This is a genomic window from Bernardetia aquimarina, assembly GCF_042180575.1.
Lineage (GTDB): Bacteria > Bacteroidota > Bacteroidia > Cytophagales > Bernardetiaceae > Bernardetia.
Genome location: NZ_CP170094.1, coordinates 1004698 through 1022210 on the forward strand (window position 1 = coordinate 1004698; position 17513 = coordinate 1022210).

The 17513-nt window shown below is 32.9% G+C and carries 17 protein-coding genes; 5 read left to right on the top strand and 12 right to left on the bottom strand.

Features of this window, described 5'->3' with window-relative positions:
* Positions 1–31: 31 nt before the first annotated feature.
* The 8 genes from rpsC to ACE193_RS04150 form a co-directional block, all read right to left on the bottom strand.
* Positions 32–913 (bottom strand): 30S ribosomal protein S3, encoded by an 882-nt coding sequence (gene rpsC / locus ACE193_RS04115; RefSeq protein WP_375561747.1) that lies wholly within the window; start codon positions 911–913, stop codon positions 32–34.
* Between the two features lie 15 nt (positions 914–928).
* A complete protein-coding gene (gene rplV / locus ACE193_RS04120) occupies positions 929–1372 on the bottom strand; it encodes a 50S ribosomal protein L22 (protein WP_014798967.1) in 444 nt (147 codons plus the stop codon).
* Between the two features lie 48 nt (positions 1373–1420).
* Positions 1421–1702 carry a 30S ribosomal protein S19 gene (gene rpsS, locus ACE193_RS04125; RefSeq protein ID WP_375561748.1) on the bottom strand — a complete coding sequence of 94 codons (282 nt, stop codon included), beginning with the start codon at positions 1700–1702 and terminating at the stop codon, positions 1421–1423.
* 2 nt (positions 1703–1704) lie between these two features.
* Positions 1705–2538 carry a 50S ribosomal protein L2 gene (gene rplB / locus ACE193_RS04130; RefSeq protein ID WP_375561749.1) on the bottom strand — a complete coding sequence of 278 codons (834 nt, stop codon included), beginning with the start codon at positions 2536–2538 and terminating at the stop codon, positions 1705–1707.
* 400 nt (positions 2539–2938) lie between these two features.
* Entirely contained in the window at positions 2939–3244 is a 306-nt protein-coding gene (gene rplW / locus ACE193_RS04135) for a 50S ribosomal protein L23 (RefSeq protein WP_375561750.1), read from the bottom strand.
* A 123-nt stretch (positions 3245–3367) separates the two neighbouring features.
* Positions 3368–3994, bottom strand: coding sequence for a 50S ribosomal protein L4 (rplD, locus tag ACE193_RS04140; protein ID WP_375561751.1), 627 nt, complete (start codon positions 3992–3994; stop codon positions 3368–3370).
* 161 nt (positions 3995–4155) lie between these two features.
* A complete protein-coding gene (gene rplC / locus ACE193_RS04145; protein WP_375561752.1) occupies positions 4156–4791 on the bottom strand; it encodes a 50S ribosomal protein L3 in 636 nt (211 codons plus the stop codon).
* 478 nt (positions 4792–5269) lie between these two features.
* The gene (locus tag ACE193_RS04150; RefSeq protein ID WP_375561753.1) at positions 5270–5929 is read right to left on the bottom strand and encodes a hypothetical protein; all 660 of its coding nucleotides are present in this window, start codon (positions 5927–5929) and stop codon (positions 5270–5272) included.
* A 368-nt stretch (positions 5930–6297) separates the two neighbouring features.
* Here ACE193_RS04150 and ACE193_RS04155 point away from each other — a divergent pair, with 368 nt between their 5' ends.
* Complete coding sequence (locus ACE193_RS04155; protein ID WP_375561754.1) at positions 6298–6855, top strand: cob(I)yrinic acid a,c-diamide adenosyltransferase; 558 nt, start codon at positions 6298–6300, stop codon at positions 6853–6855.
* 162 nt (positions 6856–7017) lie between these two features.
* Here ACE193_RS04155 and ACE193_RS04160 read toward each other — a convergent pair whose 3' ends face one another.
* Both ACE193_RS04160 and ACE193_RS04165 read right to left on the bottom strand, forming a co-directional pair.
* Complete coding sequence (locus tag ACE193_RS04160) at positions 7018–7479, bottom strand: HAD domain-containing protein (protein ID WP_375561755.1); 462 nt, start codon at positions 7477–7479, stop codon at positions 7018–7020.
* A 100-nt stretch (positions 7480–7579) separates the two neighbouring features.
* Positions 7580–8656: an endonuclease/exonuclease/phosphatase family protein gene (locus ACE193_RS04165; RefSeq protein ID WP_375561756.1), complete on the bottom strand. Its 1077-nt coding sequence runs from the start codon at positions 8654–8656 to the stop codon at positions 7580–7582.
* Positions 8657–8789: 133 nt separating this feature from the next.
* On the opposite strand from ACE193_RS04165, the gene ACE193_RS04170 reads away from it, so the two are divergent.
* Both ACE193_RS04170 and ACE193_RS04175 read left to right on the top strand, forming a co-directional pair.
* Positions 8790–9344, top strand: a complete 555-nt coding sequence (locus ACE193_RS04170) for a hypothetical protein (RefSeq protein ID WP_375561757.1) — start codon at positions 8790–8792, stop codon at positions 9342–9344.
* A 1132-nt stretch (positions 9345–10476) separates the two neighbouring features.
* Complete coding sequence (locus ACE193_RS04175) at positions 10477–12459, top strand: thiamine pyrophosphate-dependent enzyme (RefSeq protein WP_375563342.1); 1983 nt, start codon at positions 10477–10479, stop codon at positions 12457–12459.
* 182 nt (positions 12460–12641) lie between these two features.
* Here ACE193_RS04175 and ACE193_RS04180 read toward each other — a convergent pair whose 3' ends face one another.
* Entirely contained in the window at positions 12642–13103 is a 462-nt protein-coding gene (locus tag ACE193_RS04180) for a hypothetical protein (protein WP_375561758.1), read from the bottom strand.
* Between the two features lie 880 nt (positions 13104–13983).
* Between ACE193_RS04180 and ACE193_RS04185 the strand changes: the two genes are divergently transcribed.
* On the top strand, positions 13984–15594 hold the full coding sequence (locus ACE193_RS04185; RefSeq protein ID WP_375561759.1) for a hypothetical protein: 1611 nt from the start codon (positions 13984–13986) through the stop codon (positions 15592–15594).
* A gap of 219 nt (positions 15595–15813) precedes the next feature.
* A complete protein-coding gene (locus ACE193_RS04190) occupies positions 15814–16935 on the top strand; it encodes a transposase (RefSeq protein WP_375559008.1) in 1122 nt (373 codons plus the stop codon).
* On the opposite strand, the gene ACE193_RS04195 is transcribed toward ACE193_RS04190, so the two are convergent.
* A complete protein-coding gene (locus ACE193_RS04195; RefSeq protein ID WP_375561760.1) occupies positions 16932–17474 on the bottom strand; it encodes a hypothetical protein in 543 nt (180 codons plus the stop codon). The two genes, ACE193_RS04190 and ACE193_RS04195, sit on opposite strands and share 4 nt — an antisense overlap.
* Positions 17475–17513 lie beyond the last annotated feature (39 nt).

Consider the following 17513-nt stretch of genomic DNA (forward strand, 5'->3'; position numbering starts at 1 on the left):
AGTTTAGTTTAAGAAAAGGATAAATCTAAATTTATCTTTTTCCTCCACCACCACCACGGTTGTTTCCACCTCCAGAGTTTCCACCACGGTTATTACCACCACGATTTCCTCCTTTTGAGTCTCCACCACCTTCATTTCTGTCATTACGGTTTCCACCACGACGGTTTCCACCACGGTCATTTCTGTCATTACGGTTTCCACCACGGCGATTACCACCACGGTCATTTCCACCACGTCCACCACTGCGTTCTTGTTTTTCAGCAAGAGCAGCAGGAGATAAATCTTGCTTTCCGTAAAGCTGACCTTTATAGATCCATACTTTAATACCTATTTTTCCATAGATAGTATTGCCTTCACTGATAGCATAATCAATATCTGCACGAAGTGTGTGAAGAGGCGTGCTTCCTTCTTTATAAAGTTCTACACGAGCCATCTCAGCACCACCCAAACGACCAGCCAATTTGACTTTAATTCCTTCTGCTCCAGCACGCATAGCAGCTTGAATCGCTTGTTTCATCGCACGACGGTGTGACATACGAGCTTCTAATTGTTGAGCAATATTTTCACCTACCAAACGAGCATCCATCTCTGGGCGTTTGATTTCGAAGATATTGATTTGTACTTCTTTCGAAGTCAATTTTTGAAGCTCATTTTTGAGATTATCAACCTCTTTACCTTCACGTCCGATTACTACGCCAGGGCGAGAAGTATGAACAGTAACGGTAATGCGCTTGAGTGTACGTTCGATGATAATTTTAGAAATACCACCACGTTGAATTCTAGCACGGATATATTTACGAATTTTTTCGTCTTCTACGAGCTTGTCTGCGAAGGTTTTGCCACCGTACCAGTTTGAGTCCCAGCCTTTAACAATACCCAAGCGAAAGCCAACAGGATTTACTTTTTGTCCCATAGTGTTAGTTTTTTGTTATTCTTGGTTTGATTTGTCGTTTGATTCCAAAGCCTCTGCTGCTTGCTCTGCTGCCTGATTCGCAATCGATTCAGTCATATCTGCAAGTGAAGCACCTTCTGATGGTAATCCCACAACAAGTGTAATGTGGTTAGAACGCTTACGTACACGGTGCGCACGTCCTTGAGGAGCTGGCTGGATGCGTTTAAGCATTTTACCACCATCAACAAAAACAGTTTTTACAACTAAGCTACCAATTTCGTTAGCGAAATCTTCGTGTTTGACTTCCCAGTTGGCTACTGCCGAGAGAAGTAATTTTTCCATATAACGAGCTCCAACTTTGGGCTCAAATTTTAACATATTTATTGCAGAACTTACTTTCTTTCCACGAATCATATCAGCGACTAAGCGCATCTTGCGTGGAGATGTAGGTACGTTCTGTAATTTAGCAACAGCTTCCATTTATTTGTTGTTTAGAAAGGTGAAACAGAATTAAAAAAAACGACTACCTTATTTCTTACCACGCTTATCTTTCTTGGCAATATGTCCACGAAAGTTACGAGTAGGTGAAAATTCTCCTAATTTATGACCAACCATGTTGTCAGTTACATAAACAGGAATAAATTTGTTGCCGTTATGAACAGCGAAAGTATGTCCGATAAAGTCTGGAGAAATCATAGAACGGCGAGACCAAGTTTTGATAACGGTCTTCTTGCCTGTCTGCTCTAAAGCAGCTACTTTTTTCTCTAAGCGATAGTCTATATAGGGACCTTTTCTGAGTGAACGAGCCATAATTAAGAGTTACGAGTTTTACGACGAGTAATAATAAAGCTATTGGAGTATTTATTGACCTTGCGAGTCTTTTGTCCTTTAGCATATAAGCCATTGCGTGAGCGAGGGTGACCACCAGATGATTTACCTTCACCACCACCCATTGGGTGATCGACAGGGTTCATTGCAACACCACGAGTACGAGGGCGACGACCGTGCCAACGCTTACGACCAGCTTTACCCATAATTACGTTCATGTGGTCTCCATTAGATACTGTACCAACAGTAGCATAACAAGTACCTAGAATCATGCGAGTTTCACCAGAAGGGAGTCTAAGAATAGCATATTTGCCATCACGAGCTACTAATTGAGCATACGCTCCAGCACTACGTGCAAGACTTGCACCTTGACCAGGTTTCATTTCAATACAATGTACGATTGTACCTAAAGGCATAACACCAAGAGGAAGACAGTTTCCTACATCTGGAGAAGCACCTTCTCCTGACATAACAGTTTGTCCTACTTTGATACCTTGAGGAGCAATCATATACGCTTTTGCACCGTCTGCATAAAAAAGCAGAGCAATACGAGCCGTACGGATTGGGTCATATTCGATAGTCTTCACTGTCGCTGGCACACCGTGCTTTAAACGTTTGAAGTCTATGATACGGTAGCGTTTTTTGTGTCCACCACCACGCTGACGAATTGTCATTTTCCCTGATCCGTTACGACCACCAGACCTTTTCCAAGGTGCTAGTAAAGACTTCTCAGGTGTGTTTGTCGTGATTTCCTCAAATGTAGGAGCAATACGAAAACGCTGACCTGGAGTCATTGGTTTTAACTTTTTAACAGCCATGTTGAATTTGATTAGACGAAAAAGGCTTTGCAGCACAATAACTTCAGTTATCAGTTATCAGTAATGCAGTTATCAGTTGAATGCTTCACATTCTGTTTTTAATAACTTTTACCTTGAATACAAAATTCATGATAAATGAATAACCGTTTTTCTGCGCTATTACTGCTACTTTTTCGTGGTTTCTTCTATAAGAAACAGTACAACTAAAATGGAAAAAAAAGAGAACTAGCCTTGACACTATTTTAACTAAATTAATTTTAATGAAACTAAGTAGTGTTCTCTTACAGAAAATAAAAAAGGATTTTTTATTAGAATTTAATTATTAATGTTTAGTGATTAATTAACTACCTATTATTCATTTGTATTTAACTAATCATTTATCACTAAAAATTAATCACTACTAATTTTCCTCAGTGTCAAATATATCAATTGTGCTTCCTTCTGCAAGTTGCACAAATGCTTTTTTATAAGTCGAAGTATGACCTTTAGTAATTGCCGTTTTTAAGTAGCGAAATTTCGGCTTACCGAAAATAATTGCTGTACGTACCTTAACAACTTTAGCATCTTGGTCTGCATACATTTTCTCAACAGCAGTTTTGATTTCTGCCTTTGTAGCTTTTTTGTCTACGATGAAAACATATACACCATTTTCGTTCATTGCTGTTGCTTTCTCGGTAATTACAGGCTTCTTTAAAATAGTTTTCATATTTCTTTTCTAATTTAACTTTTTAAAAAATTGTAATAAAATTAGAACTAAATAATTACAATCTTAATTTACTTTTTGCAAGTGTATTATATTCGTAATTTTTAATTCGTAATTCGTAATTGTCTAGTTAGCTTCAGCTTGAATTACTTCTAATGCACCTTCTGCAAGTACGATCACATCACTATTCATGATATGATAAGTATGTAATTGATTTGCTGGCAAAACTTTAGTTTTAGGCAAGTTGCGAGCAGAACGGTAAACTGTATCGTTTTGTTCTCCAGTTACAACAAGCACTTTTTTACCTGAAAGATTCAAATTATTAAGTAAAGAAACAAACTCTTTTGTTTTTGGAGTATCCATTACTAGATTTTCCATCACTGTAATCGCTTCTGCTTTTGCTTTGTGAGAAAGGGCAGATTTACGAGCTAATTGTTTTACTTTACGGTTCAGTTTGAAGCTATAATCACGAGGCTCTGGTCCAAAGATACGACCACCACCTACAAATACAGGAGATTTGATACTACCTGCACGTGCGCCTCCAGTTCCCTTTTGGCGTTTTATTTTACGAGTAGAACCTGACACTATACCTCTATGTTTAGAAGAGTGCGTTCCCTGACGTTGATTAGCTAAGTATTGCTTAACGTCTAGGTAAATAGCATGGTCATTTGGTTCGATGGCAAATACTGCATCTGATAATGTAGCGTTTTTGCCGATTTCTTTTCCTTCTTTATTTAAGATAGGTAATTCCATAATGATATTTCGTTTTTTGTTATTGTTGGTGGTCGCTAAAGCTAAAACACCGACAACGGCAAGATTGGAATGAAAGTAATCTAAAAGTAAATTCCGAACTAATGTTCAGATAAATTACAAGTCAAAGTTAGCATTGAATTAAGCAATTCAATATCTAAAAATTAACGTTGAATGAGAATAGTAGAATTGTTTGCACCTGGAATTGCACCTGAAACGACAATAAGATTTGCCTCAGGCATAATTTTTTCTACACGCAAGTTTTTCACTTTCACACGATTACCACCCATACGCCCAGCCATACGCATACCTTTGAATACACGAGAAGGATAAGAAGAAGCACCAATTGAACCAGGAGCACGTAAACGGTTATGCTGACCGTGAGTAGCTTGACCTACACCACCGAAGTTATAACGCTTAACAACACCTTGAAAACCTTTACCTTTAGAAGTTCCAACAACATCTACAAATTGACCTTCTTCGAAAAGGTCTGTAATGTTTAATTCTTGACCTACTTCATACGTTTTTTCAGCCTCTACACCCATGTTACGAAACTCTACAAGTTTGCGTTTAGGAGTAGTTCCTGATTTTTTGAAGTGTCCTTGAAGTGGTCTAGGAGTGTTTTTTTCTTTACGCTCACCAAAACCCATTTGTACGGCACGATAACCGTCTGTATCTTCAGTCTTGACTTGTGTAACTACACAAGGACCAGCTTGTATTACTGTGCATGCGACACTGCGTCCATCGGCATCAAACAAACTAGTCATTCCGATTTTTTTACCAATTAAACCTATCGGCATTATACTGGAATTTAATTATTAGGCGAAGTCATAAAAGCATAAACTAAGTTTTTATTTTACAAATAAAAATCAATTTCCCAAAAAGTTACTTTTATACCTCTAAATTTGAATAGTTGTAGAAAATATAGTCTTTGATTATCAGCATTTTATCAAAATAAAATTTAAAAAACGCTGACTAAAAAACATAGTCTTCCTCTATTTGGGAGTGCAAAAATACTAACTCTTTAACTAACAAGCAACTAATAGACTAAAAAAAACATATAAAATTTTAATTTTAGGTAAGTTTATAAAAAACTACACGTAAAATATCAAAAAACAAGTCATCAATAAGGGTTATCTTAGTAAGTCTCATAAAACTCTATTTCTGTTTTCTAGTAAGACTATGTTTCTAGGAATAAACACTTCATTTTTTAAAATCCAAAAAGCCTATTCAAAGCAAGTTTGAATAGGCTTTTTGGGTTAAAATATTTTCACCTCCTTATTTCCTTGAAAGAAAAGCAAAAGAAACATAAAGTTGTGCACTTGACATAGTGAGTTTTTGTTCTACATTATTTCCATAATCAAAATTAGGTGTTGCAGCTAGATAACGAACACCTACACGAAAAGCACTTCCACTATCATAATTTGTAATCTTTAAGCCTCCACTTACTGAATAAGCAAAAGCTAGAGCTGTAACAGACTCTACAGTTCCTACTGGAAAACCTGCAACTGTTCCTGTCAGTTCAGGAGAACGGGCTATCATAAGTCCCCCTAAAGCACGAAATTCGGGAGCAACTACTGGAGTTATAGGAAATGAAAGTTCTATACCACCCATCAAATTGCCATATACCCAAGGTTGAGCATCTTCTACACCTGTAAAAAGTGTTGTATTTGCTTCTGTGTTATAAGGATTGACTTGAGCATCTACTGAGTAAGCAAGACCAATTAAAGGATTAAAATAATATGCTCCTTCAAAACCTAATCCACCACCAAATTTTGCTTGGTTTTTAAAATCCTCATCTAAAGGAAAGTTTCCATATAAAGTAAATGCGCCATAACTTACTGACTCTTCAGGTGTGCTTTGAGCAAAAGAAGTAGATGCTGAAACAAAAAGTAAGGCAAAAGCTACAAATAGGGATTGAAATAATTTGTTTGTCATAATAAAAATAGTTTAAAAAATACTTGATAAAAAATGATTCATTTTTAATTAAAATCGTAAGTTCATTTTCTTTGATATAAGCAAGAAAACCTCTTTTTACGAAATGAATACAATGATAACACTTTTTTTTAAATAAAGTTATGAACTAATCGTTAAAAAATGACCCTTAGTCATAAAAAGTCAATAAACACCTAAAAATCAACAATTTAATAGCGTAAATAATTTATAGAAAAGGTTTTTGATTTTTTAATTTTAGTTGAGAAAACCCTGTAAGCTAAATAGATTCGGTTTTTTACTAAAAATAGTCTGTGTATATTTGGTATCGATTGAAATCTAAAAACAAAAAATATACTCCAATAAAAAACACAATGAAAATATACACTAAAACAGGCGATAAAGGAACAACTTCACTCATCAGTGGACGACGAGTATCAAAGGCAAATCTTAGAATTGAATCTTATGGAACAGTAGATGAACTCAATTCGTATATCGGAATGTTACGTGACCAAAAAGAACTCGCACATCGAAAAGATATTTTGATAGAAATTCAAGACCGTTTGTTTACGATTGGTTCTTTGCTGGCTTCTGATCCAAAGAAAGTATCTCATATTGCTATTCCTCAAATTGATGAAACAGATATTACAGATTTGGAAGTAGCGATTGATGTCATGAATGAAGAATTACCACCCATGACACATTTTATTTTACCAGGTGGACATCAAGCTGTTTCTTTTTGTCATTTAGCAAGAACAGTTTGTAGAAGAGCAGAACGTCGTTGTACAGAATTACATACACAAGAAAAAGAAGGCATTGATGAAATAATTATTCGTTACCTCAACCGTCTTTCTGATTATATTTTTGTTTTGTCTAGAATGACTTCACACGAAGTAAAAGCTGATGAAATTGCTTGGAAGCCTAGAGTTTAGAATAATGATTAATGTTTAGTTATTAGTGATTAACTAAACCGTTTTTGAAGGCATAAAACTGTATTTTACTTTTTGTAAAATGCAGCTTTTTTAGTCTTAAAAACGTTTTTTGAAATGGCAAAAAATTGAGAATCAGAAATCCATAATTTCTTTATTCCACATTTACCAAAAAGTATCAATAATTTCTTGTGCTTCCTTTAATTTTTCTGAATTGAAACCTATGGTTAGACTTGTTTGAATCCAAAATTTCTTATCTTCTTGTTTGAGATTATGCAAACTAGAATCATCATCTAAAATCAGAAAATTATTTATTGGTTCATGTGATATAAATGCTTCTATTTCTGTCAGCCTTGAAATTTGATAATCTCCTTTTGGTAAAAATCCTTTTATCTCTGTTATGATATTTCGATTGACAAATATTTCTCTAAATTCTTGTAAAGTTTTATTCATTCTTCTTGTTGAAGAAAGCCATAATTCACACCCTAAGTTTTCAGTTAGTTTATTAAAATTTTCCACACATTTTTTATTGAATGCAGAATAACCATCAAAATCCATTTCATCAGTTTTCCAAGTAGGAGTTGTAATCAAAACACCATCCAAATCTAAAATAATCACGTTTTTCATCTGCTACATAAAATTCAGCCCAAGTCTTCAGTAAAATCTCCGTTCAAATGCACTTTATCTTGTAAAGATAAGACATTTTCTTGCTTTTAAGTGGTTTAATTTATGCTTTTTCAAGCTTTTTCTTTGCTTCCTCTTCATCATCTTTTTCTACTTCTGGTTCTTCTTGAGTATGTTTTTCTTTTGGAGTGTAAGCTAGATTTATAAAAATAGGAAAATGGTCTGAACCAATATGTTCCAGTTTTTTTATTTCAATAACTTGAAACTCGTCAGAATGAAAAACATGGTCAAGAGGCCAACGCAAAAGAGCATAATCTGCATGAAAAGTGCTATACATTCCTCTTCCAATTCGTGGGTCAAGCAAATTACCTAATCTTCTAAAAAGGCGTGAAGTATGTGACCAAGCTACATCATTAAAATCTCCTGCTACAATGGTAGGATTATCTTTTTTCTCAATTTCCTTTCCTACCATAACAAGTTCTGCATCTCTAGGAATAGATGTTTTGGCTTCTTCTGGCGCAGGAGGACGTGGATGGATACCATAAAAATCAAATGTTTCTTTGCCATTTTTGTCTAATTTGAAAGTAGCAATAATAGAAGGAACATCATCTTGAATATAATAATTGAGTTCTAATTTAGTTGGCTCTTTTTTCGAAAAAAACAAAAGTCCATACGTATTATCGATAGGTTTTAAAAGTTGATAAGGATATTCTTCTTTCAGGTAATTCATTTGATCTGCCCACCAATGGTCAGTTTCGACCATAAAGACAATATCTGGATTTTCTCTTTTTATGAGGAGTTTTAATCTTTGACTTTCTCTATTGTACATCAAAACATTGGAGACCAAAACACTAACTTTGAGTGTGTCTTCTGTTATGTTCTCTACATTTTTTACATTTTTGGAAGCTAGTGGAGAATAAGGGAAAATAACCCAACTATGAAAGCTAAATGCAATCAAAAGACTTGCCCACAACGCATAGCAAATAACACTACTCTCTTCAAAAAAATAAAGCAAAATAGTTGAAAAGAAAATAAGAAAAAGCATCTGCACACGAGGGAAATCAAAACCACGCACCCACCAAGTTTCATTTTTGATAAAACTACAAACCGTTCCTATTATACAAAAAAGTGCAGGAACAATCAGAAACCAATTCAATAATGAAAGTAAAAAATCAACCATACGTACACGAAGAAAAAAGGAGATAAAAAAATAAAGAAATTTAAAATCTAATTTTAGCTTAAATTTCTATACTTAATCAACTAAAAAAACGATTCATAGTTTATAAAAAAATAAAAATGTGTAATTTTGATATATGCCAAAATTCTTAACAGGCAATAGCCTCAATCACAAAGTAGGAGATATTATCGAAAAAGCTGAAAAAAGATTAATTCTTATTTCGCCCTATATTCGTTTGCATTCTTACTATAAAAAACTTTTGCAAGTAAAGCTCATCAATCCAAACCTTGAAATAATTGTTCTCTTTGCCAAAAGTGGGGCAAATCCTATCAAAAATATTGCTGTAAAAGACGTAGAGTTTTTTAAGCAGTTTACCAATATCGAACTTCGGATTGAACCCAAATTACACGCAAAGTATTACGCCAACGAAAAAGAATCTATCTTGACTTCGATGGATTTGTACGATTATTCACAAGAAAATCATATTGAAGCTGGCGTTTTGAGTAGTTCGAATGTATTTAATAATATTTTGGGAGATTCTTTTGATATTCAAGCCTACGACCATTTTCTGACTGTGGTAGCAAAAAGTGAAATTATTTATAAAGCTGTTCCAGAATATTCGTATAATCTACTTGGACAAAAAAAATTCAAAGGTGTTAATATTGAAGTAGATTTAATTCCTTTTGAATAAAAATAAAAGGCTATAAACTTGATTAAATTTAAAAATTTTGCCGTTTTATATATTCTACCAACAAGTCAATACGATACATTTATCGAAAATCTCTTTCCTTCAAAAGACTTTTTTCAAAAAAAATCCGTATTTTAGAATAATAGATTATAATTTTACAGAAATTTGTAGTACGTTAATTAATTATATCTCTATCCCAAAAACAACAAACTAAGCAACTCACAATTCAATTTTATAGATTATGAATCCACTAGAACTAGCATTAAAAGCTGAACAAGAAGCAAAAGCAAAGAAAGAACAAGAAGAAAAAGCGAAAGAAAATAGTGCAAAAAAAGAAGAAGAACCTCAAAGTTCTGTTGCTAAAAAAGCAGTTAGTCCTTTGGATATGGTTTTTGAAGAGAACGACAAAAAAGAAGAAGAAAGTAAAACAGAAACTCCTATTCAAAAAAAGTCATCTAGTCCTCTAGATATGCTTTTCGATGAAAAAAATGATACAGATAAAAAGGAAGAAACAACAACAATAGAAAAAGACCCAACTATTTTTGCTAGTCCATTAGATAGAAATGATGCTTTTTCAGAAGACGAAATGAATGCTCTCAGAGAAGAGTTAGAAAGCCTGCACCAACAACCTAAACCAAAAGAAGAAAAAATTGAGCAAATAAAAGAAGAGATAGAGTTAGAAATCGAATTGGATGATGAACAGATGGAAGAAGAAATAGATTTTTTCAAAAATATAGAGTTTTCAGAAGATTTGCCAAAACCCAAAACGCATTTGAATGGATTTGCTAAAAAACCAAAAATTGATTTAGAAGAAAAAACAGATGAAACAGAATTAAATGATATATCTTTGCCTTCTTTAGAAGACAAAATCAATTCCATTCAACAAGAATTAGAAATGGAAGCTGATTTGTTGGAAAATACTTATTTAAAAGACACACATAAAGAGGCAGAAATGCAACCACAACACACAACAAACGAAGAAGAAAAAGAAGTAGAATTACTCACAGATGAAGTAAATGATACCAAAGAACAAATCGAAGTAGAAGCGATTGCTGAACAAGAAATTGAAGATAAAAAACCTATAATTTCTCAAGATGCAAAAACAGAAGTCAGAAAAACCTATTCAGAGGAAGAAATGATTTTTGATAGAACAGATATTTCTGATGAGCAACTTATTCATTTATACAAGGCTCTTGTAATGCCTCGTTTGATTGAGGATAGAATGCTGATTGCGCTTCGCCAAGGTAAAATTTCAAAATGGTTTTCAGGCTATGGACAAGAAGCCATTTCTGTCGGAATTGCAGAAGCTATTCAAACAGATGAATATTTATTACCACTTCACAGAAATTTAGGTCTTTTTACATCTCGTAAAATAGAACTAGAAAAACTTTTTGCACAGTTTCAAGGCAAAAAAGAAGGTTTTACCAAAGGTAGAGATAGGTCTTTCCATTTTGGTACAAACGAACATCATATTGTCGGAATGATTTCGCATTTAGGTCCTCAACTTACAGTAGCCAATGGAATTGCTTTAGCTGATGTTTTGGAAAATAAAAAACGTGTTACGGTTACTTTTACAGGTGATGGTGGTACTTCACAAGGAGATTTCCATGAAGCCTTAAATGTAGCTGCTGTTTGGGATTTGCCTACAATTTTTGTAGTTGAGAATAATGGTTATGGACTTTCTACGCCAAGCCATGAACAGTTTCGTTGTAAACAATTTATCGATAAAGGAATCGGGTACGGAATGAAAGCCGTTCAAGTAGATGGAAATAATATTTTAGAAGTCTATTCGACAGTCAAAAAATTGGCTGAAGAAATGAGAGAAAATCCACAGCCTGTTTTATTAGAAATGATAACTTTCCGTATGCGTGGACACGAAGAAGCATCAGGAACTAAATACGTACCAAAAGAGCTTTTTGAAGTATGGGAGAAAAAAGACCCAGTTACTAATTACGAAAAATTCTTAGTAGAAAATAATATTCTGACAGAAGATAAAACCAAAGAAATTAGAGAAGAATTCTTTGAAAACATAAAAAGTGCCTTAGATACAGCCTTAGAATTACCTAAAATTGTTCCAAATACGGAAGAAGAAGTCGCCGATATGTATGCACCTCACGAACAAGAACTCATCGCACCAATTAGCAGTAGCCAAACTCAAAAACGTTTAATTGATGCTATTTCAGATTCACTTCGCCAAAGTATGGAACGCTACCCAAAAATGACTATTATGGGACAAGATGTAGCTGATTATGGTGGTGTTTTCAAAATTACAGATGGTTTTGTTGAGCAGTTTGGCAAAGAACGTGTCAGAAATACGCCTTTGTGTGAATCAGCTATTGTAGGGGCTAGTTTAGGTCTTTCTATTCGTGGCTGGAAAGCTGTTATGGAAATGCAGTTTGCTGATTTTGTTACGTGTGGATTCAATCAAATTATTAATAATTTAGCCAAATCGCATTACCGTTGGGGACAAAATGCTGATGTTGTAGTTCGTATGCCAACAGGTGCAGGAGTTGCAGCAGGACCTTTTCATTCACAATCAAATGAAGCATGGTTTGCTCATACACCAGGGTTAAAGGTCGTTTATCCATCTTCTCCCTATGATGCAAAAGGTCTTTTGAATGCTTCTATTGAAGACCCAAATCCAGTTATTTTCTTCGAACACAAAGCACTTTATCGTGCCATTTCAGAAGATATTTATGATGACTATTATACTCTTCCAATCGGAAAAGCTGCTCTAGTTTCAGAAGGCGAAGATGTCAGTATTATTACCTACGGAATGGGAGTTCATTGGGCAAGAAAGGCAGCCGAAGAACTAGGAGATTCTTATTCTTTAGAAATTTTGGATTTAAGAACTTTACTTCCTTGGGATAAAGAAGCAGTTTCGGAAACGGTTAAGAAGACAGGAAAAGTAATCATTCTACATGAAGACTGCCTAACTGGTGGAATTGGTGGAGAAATTTCGGCTTGGATTGCAGAACACCATTTCACAAATCTTGATGCGCCAATTATGCGTGAGGGAAGTTTGGATACAGCCGTTCCGTTTAGTGCTGATTTGGAGAAAAATTTCTTGCCTTACGAACGTTTTGTAGAGAAACTGAAAAAATTATTACAGTATTAAAACGAGCATTTTATAGAATATCTAAAAATCCTAAAAGTTGTTTTTTAGGATTTTTAGATATTTTGTTTTTGTGGTTTCAGTATTGTTTATGAAATTCAAATACACGGTCTTTAGGTTTGTAGTAGATAAAATAGATATCATTTAGGGACAGCAAGGGGATGAACAAGGGCAGTCGTGGAATATTATTTATACTTATCAAAAATCTTTTCTAATTCTTCTATTTTTTCTCTAATTTCTTTGTGATAGCAATTACCAGTTCTTTTCCATTCTACTGTCGTTTCTTTTTCTTTTTCAGTTATGATTATCGAAATTGGAAATAATAGATAATCACAAGGAGTAGCATAAATGGTAGAGTCAATTTCTGCTTCATAACTCTTCAATTTTTCTGTTGAAGTATTATAATTTTTTTTGATTATTGGCTCATTATTCAACTCAACTATTTTAGTGGTATTAAAAATATTACTTTCAAAATTATAGCAAGTATCAATTTCAATTTTTTCATTTGAGATACGGAAAGCAATATGTTTACAATCTGTGCTACTGTATTCTCCACTTATAATAGTTAGACTCCTATTGTCTGAGTATTTACCAAAGTTTAAAAGTATGAATAATGGTGTTAAGAAGGTGAAAATTAGAAATTTCATAGTATTTTGGGTCTTATAAAAGTTACTAGGTAAATATATACAAAATACTTATGTATATCAACCCACAGAGCATGTTCATAAAAACTTTGTCAGTAGTTTTTGGTAATCCAAAATAACTCTGACAATAGTTTAACCCACAACTCTTTATTTTTTCAACTATTGACAGCCTTCTGAAAGGACTGTCAAAGTCAAAAAAATACTATAATTTGCTTGATTAAACATATTTACAAGAATATATATTTTTTATGAACATGACCTGTATCAACCCAGTTCTGCCTCGGCAGCCGAAAAATAAATAAAAAATATGGCTATTGCTCGTTTTTAAAGAGTGATTTATATGTATTCGGCTTGTAGCTGTGGTTTTTGTGTTTTTTTTGTGCAAAATTTCAAAACCCCCATTCGGCTGAGTCTTCCGAAGACTAGAAATAACAACAAGTGTTGGGCGTTGTCTTTAGCGAAGCGATGACTACGACCTATCAGTATGGCAAATCTTAGATTTGCAGGTCAAGTAGGTAGTTTTGTAATTACTTTATCACATAAATCTGAAGATTTATATAACTGATAGGTCTTAGTTACAAACTTCCTACAACGTGATTTTGTCAACATAAAAAAAGACTATTTTAAATTAGAAAAAGTCTATTTTTTGCTCAAATTTTACCACATTGGAATCACAGAATCAAATCGAACTTGGAGGGGCTAAGCCCAACAACTGAGTTTTGTAGAGAAATTGAAAAAATTGATGCAATATTAAAATTAGTACTTTTAAATAGTAAAATGCCTTATAAATTTATTTTTGAGGTATTTTTTTGTTTTTATAAATCAAAATTCTTTATTTTTGCATTTATTTTTAAATATTAGTATCTAATTTAATCTACTTCAAATGAAATCATTCTCATTCATTTTATTTTTCATTGTTTTTCTATCCTACTTTTCAGTTTCGCATTCTACTTTTGGACAAATCAATAATAATCCATATGCAGATATAAAAATGGGAAAAGAATATCCTATTTCTCGTAGAGGGCAAATTGGTTCGATTGTAGGTTATGATGATACTGGATTTTATCTACTCAAATATGAAACAAAAGGTTTGTTTAAAGTAGAAAATTATATTGAGCGTTACGACAATAAATTAAATCAAATCAAGTCAGAAAAACTTGAATTAGAAGACGATTATACGCTTGTTAAGATTAGTCAGTTTAATGGGAAACTTTATTTTTTCTCTCAATTTTTGGATAAAAAATCAAAAGAAAAAACCCTTTTTGTTCAGCAGATAGATAATCAAAGTTTGAAATTTAAAGGAGAAAAAAAGCAAATTGCTCAAATATCTTTTGAAGGAAAAAGTAAGTTTAATAGTGGTTCTTTTGGATTTTCAGTCGCTAGAGATACCTCTAAAGTTTTGGTATATTATCAACTTCCTTATGAAAAAAAGGAAAACGAAAAATTTGGTTTTCATGTTTTTGATAAAGACATGAATCTACTTTGGACAAAAAATGTAACACTACCTTACGAAGACAAATTATTTGGAGTAACTGATTACAAAATTGATAAAAAAGGAAATGTTCATCTTTTGAGTATTTTGTATAAAGAAAAAGCCAAAACAAAACGAGCAGGAAAGCCAAATTATTCATACAAAGTTTTGAGTTATATAGAAGAAGGCAAAACGCTAAAAGAATATGATGTAATTGTGAAAGATAAGTTTTTGACGGACATGCAACTTGCCATTGCTGATAACTCTGACTTGATTTGCGCTGGTTTTTATTCTAATGTAGGAACATTTAGTATTGAGGGAAGTTATTTTCTGACGATAGATGATGAGAGCAAGCAAATCAAAACAAAGAGTTTTAAGGAATTTGGTCTTGATTTTATTACTGAAGATATGACTGAAAAGCAAAAGAAAAAAACCAAGAAAAAAGCAGATAAAGGAAAGGATGTCGAACTCTATGAATATGATTTGGATAATATTATTATCAAAGATAATGGAGGGGCTGTGCTTGTGGGTGAGCAATTTTATATTCGTGAATCTACTATCCGAACTACTGGTGCAAATGGTCAAGTAAGCTCAAGAACCACTTATTATTACAATTATCACGATATTATCGTCATCAGCATTTCTCCTGCTGGACAAATAGAGTGGGCGCACAAAATCCCAAAAAGACAAACAACAGTAGATGATGGAGGCTATTATTCTTCTTATACCTTAGCAGTTGTTGGCGATAAACTTCAATTTGTCTTTAATGATAATGCTAGAAATATTTATGATAAAACTATCAAAGAAGGTAAAGTATATAGATTTAGCTATAAAAATATTGCTGTGGCTCTCAATACAGTAGATAGTAATGGAAAACAAGACCGAACCAGTTTATTAAATACACCTAAAAAAGAGGAAATTGTACGACCAAAAGTATCAGTACAGGTTTCTAAAAATGAAATGATTTTGTTTGCCAAGCGAAAAAAGACATATCAGTTTATCAAAATTACTTTTAAAGATTAATTTTGCAAAAGTTCTAGTAGTAAAAAAACGTCATAAATTAATATTTTATGACGTTTTTTAGTTCTCTTCAAAAAGGTTTTATTTCTATAATACAAAACGCATTGGTAGTTTGAAGTCATCAGTTTCTTCTTGCCAAATCATAGAGCTAATTTTCCATATAGTACTGGACATGAGTTAAATTTTTGACAAAAAAAGGACAGAAAGAGTTAATTTAGAAGTGTGAAAACCAAAAAACTCTATTCCGTCCTGCTGAACAAATATACAAAGGAATTTTCAGATATTCCTATCCATTATGTTCACGCTACTTTGTTGCTTATTAGCTGTATTCTGATAAAAGAAACTGTTAATCTAAACAAATTAAAAAATCAAGTAGGTATTTTTTTAAATTCTCCTACTGTTCAAATTGATTCTCATTATAAACGGCTTACTCGTTATTTTTTGGATGTCTATGTTCAAAAAACACTATGGAAGCTGATTCTAGTTTTTAGTATAGGCTCTTTTTTGAATAGAAAAGACATAAAAAAAGAAATTTTCTATCTAGCTATGGATGGTAGTGTTTGGCAATTAGGGGAATATACCTATCATGTTTTGGTCTTAAGTGTTATTTATAGAAAAATGGCTATTCCTATTTTTTGGATCAATTTAGAACGAAAAGGTAGTTCTACTGTTGCTCATCGTAAAAGTTTATTAGCATCGGCTTTATTGTTATATCCTTTTTTAAAAAGATTTACAATTTTAGCTGATAGAGAGTATAAAGGTAGAGTTTGGTTTAGGTATTTAGAAGAACAAGGATATACTTACATTATTCGTCTTTGTAAGGGAGATTATCAATTAGAAGTTAAAAAATACCACAGCTTACTTAAAAAAGCTAAATCAGGCAAACTAGTAAGCCAAGAATTTGAAACTGACTTTGCAAAAAAACTAAAAATAGTGATTTCTTATAATGCTCAAGCAGCAAAAGAAAGTGAAAAGTTTGTCATTTTATTAACCAACAAATATCGTTTAACAAAGGAGAAAATTAGTGCTATCTATTATCTCAGATGGAAAATAGAGTGTTTATTTAGACATTTGAAAACAAATGGATTTCATTTAGAGGAGTTAGGAATGGTAAACCCAAGAAAAATTCGTGTTCTAATGGCATTAGTAATTGCATCTTTTTTACTCTGTATCTTAGAAGGAGTAAAAACAAAACAAAGAGTAAAAAAAGACAATGAATCCTTTTACGAGTCTGTTTTTAGAATCGGATATGGAAAAGTAGTATTTTATGCTACTTCTATAGACAAAATATTAAAAATAATAACCCAATTAGTGCAAAAATCTAAAACTCAAAATACAACCTAAATTAACACATGTCCAGTACTGTAAATTTTCCAATCTCCTTTTATAAATAGCAATTCTATACTTGCCATTCCCTTTTTATTTTCAATAGCTGCATCATAATAACAAATCTCAAAGCCTCCAAAACGCTGTGCAATATTTCCAAATTGTTCTACTTTATAATTGAGTTCTCGTACATAAAAAGGAGGAAAGTCATTTTGTTGAATCTGTGAACGAAACAAACTAATAAACCTATCGACAGACAAACGAATTGGTTCACCAAATGTATTATTTGTCATGATGGCAGAAGGAGTAAAACAATTTCTTAATTCGTTCCAAATTGGTTTTTCATTTCCATTATTTCCATAAAAAGACAAAACACGGTACATCTGTGCTACTCTGACATTTACATCATCAGTAGGAGGCATAATATCTTCAAAATCTTTATCTTTTAGTGTTCCATTTTGGATACTACTTTTTAGGTTGCTGATATCGACATTGGTTTGCTCCAAATCTTGTTTTATTCTTTGTAGAAGCTCTGTTTTTTCCAAAGTTGTTGCCATAATTGTTTCATTTTTAAAGAGGAGAGAATGTGAGATAAT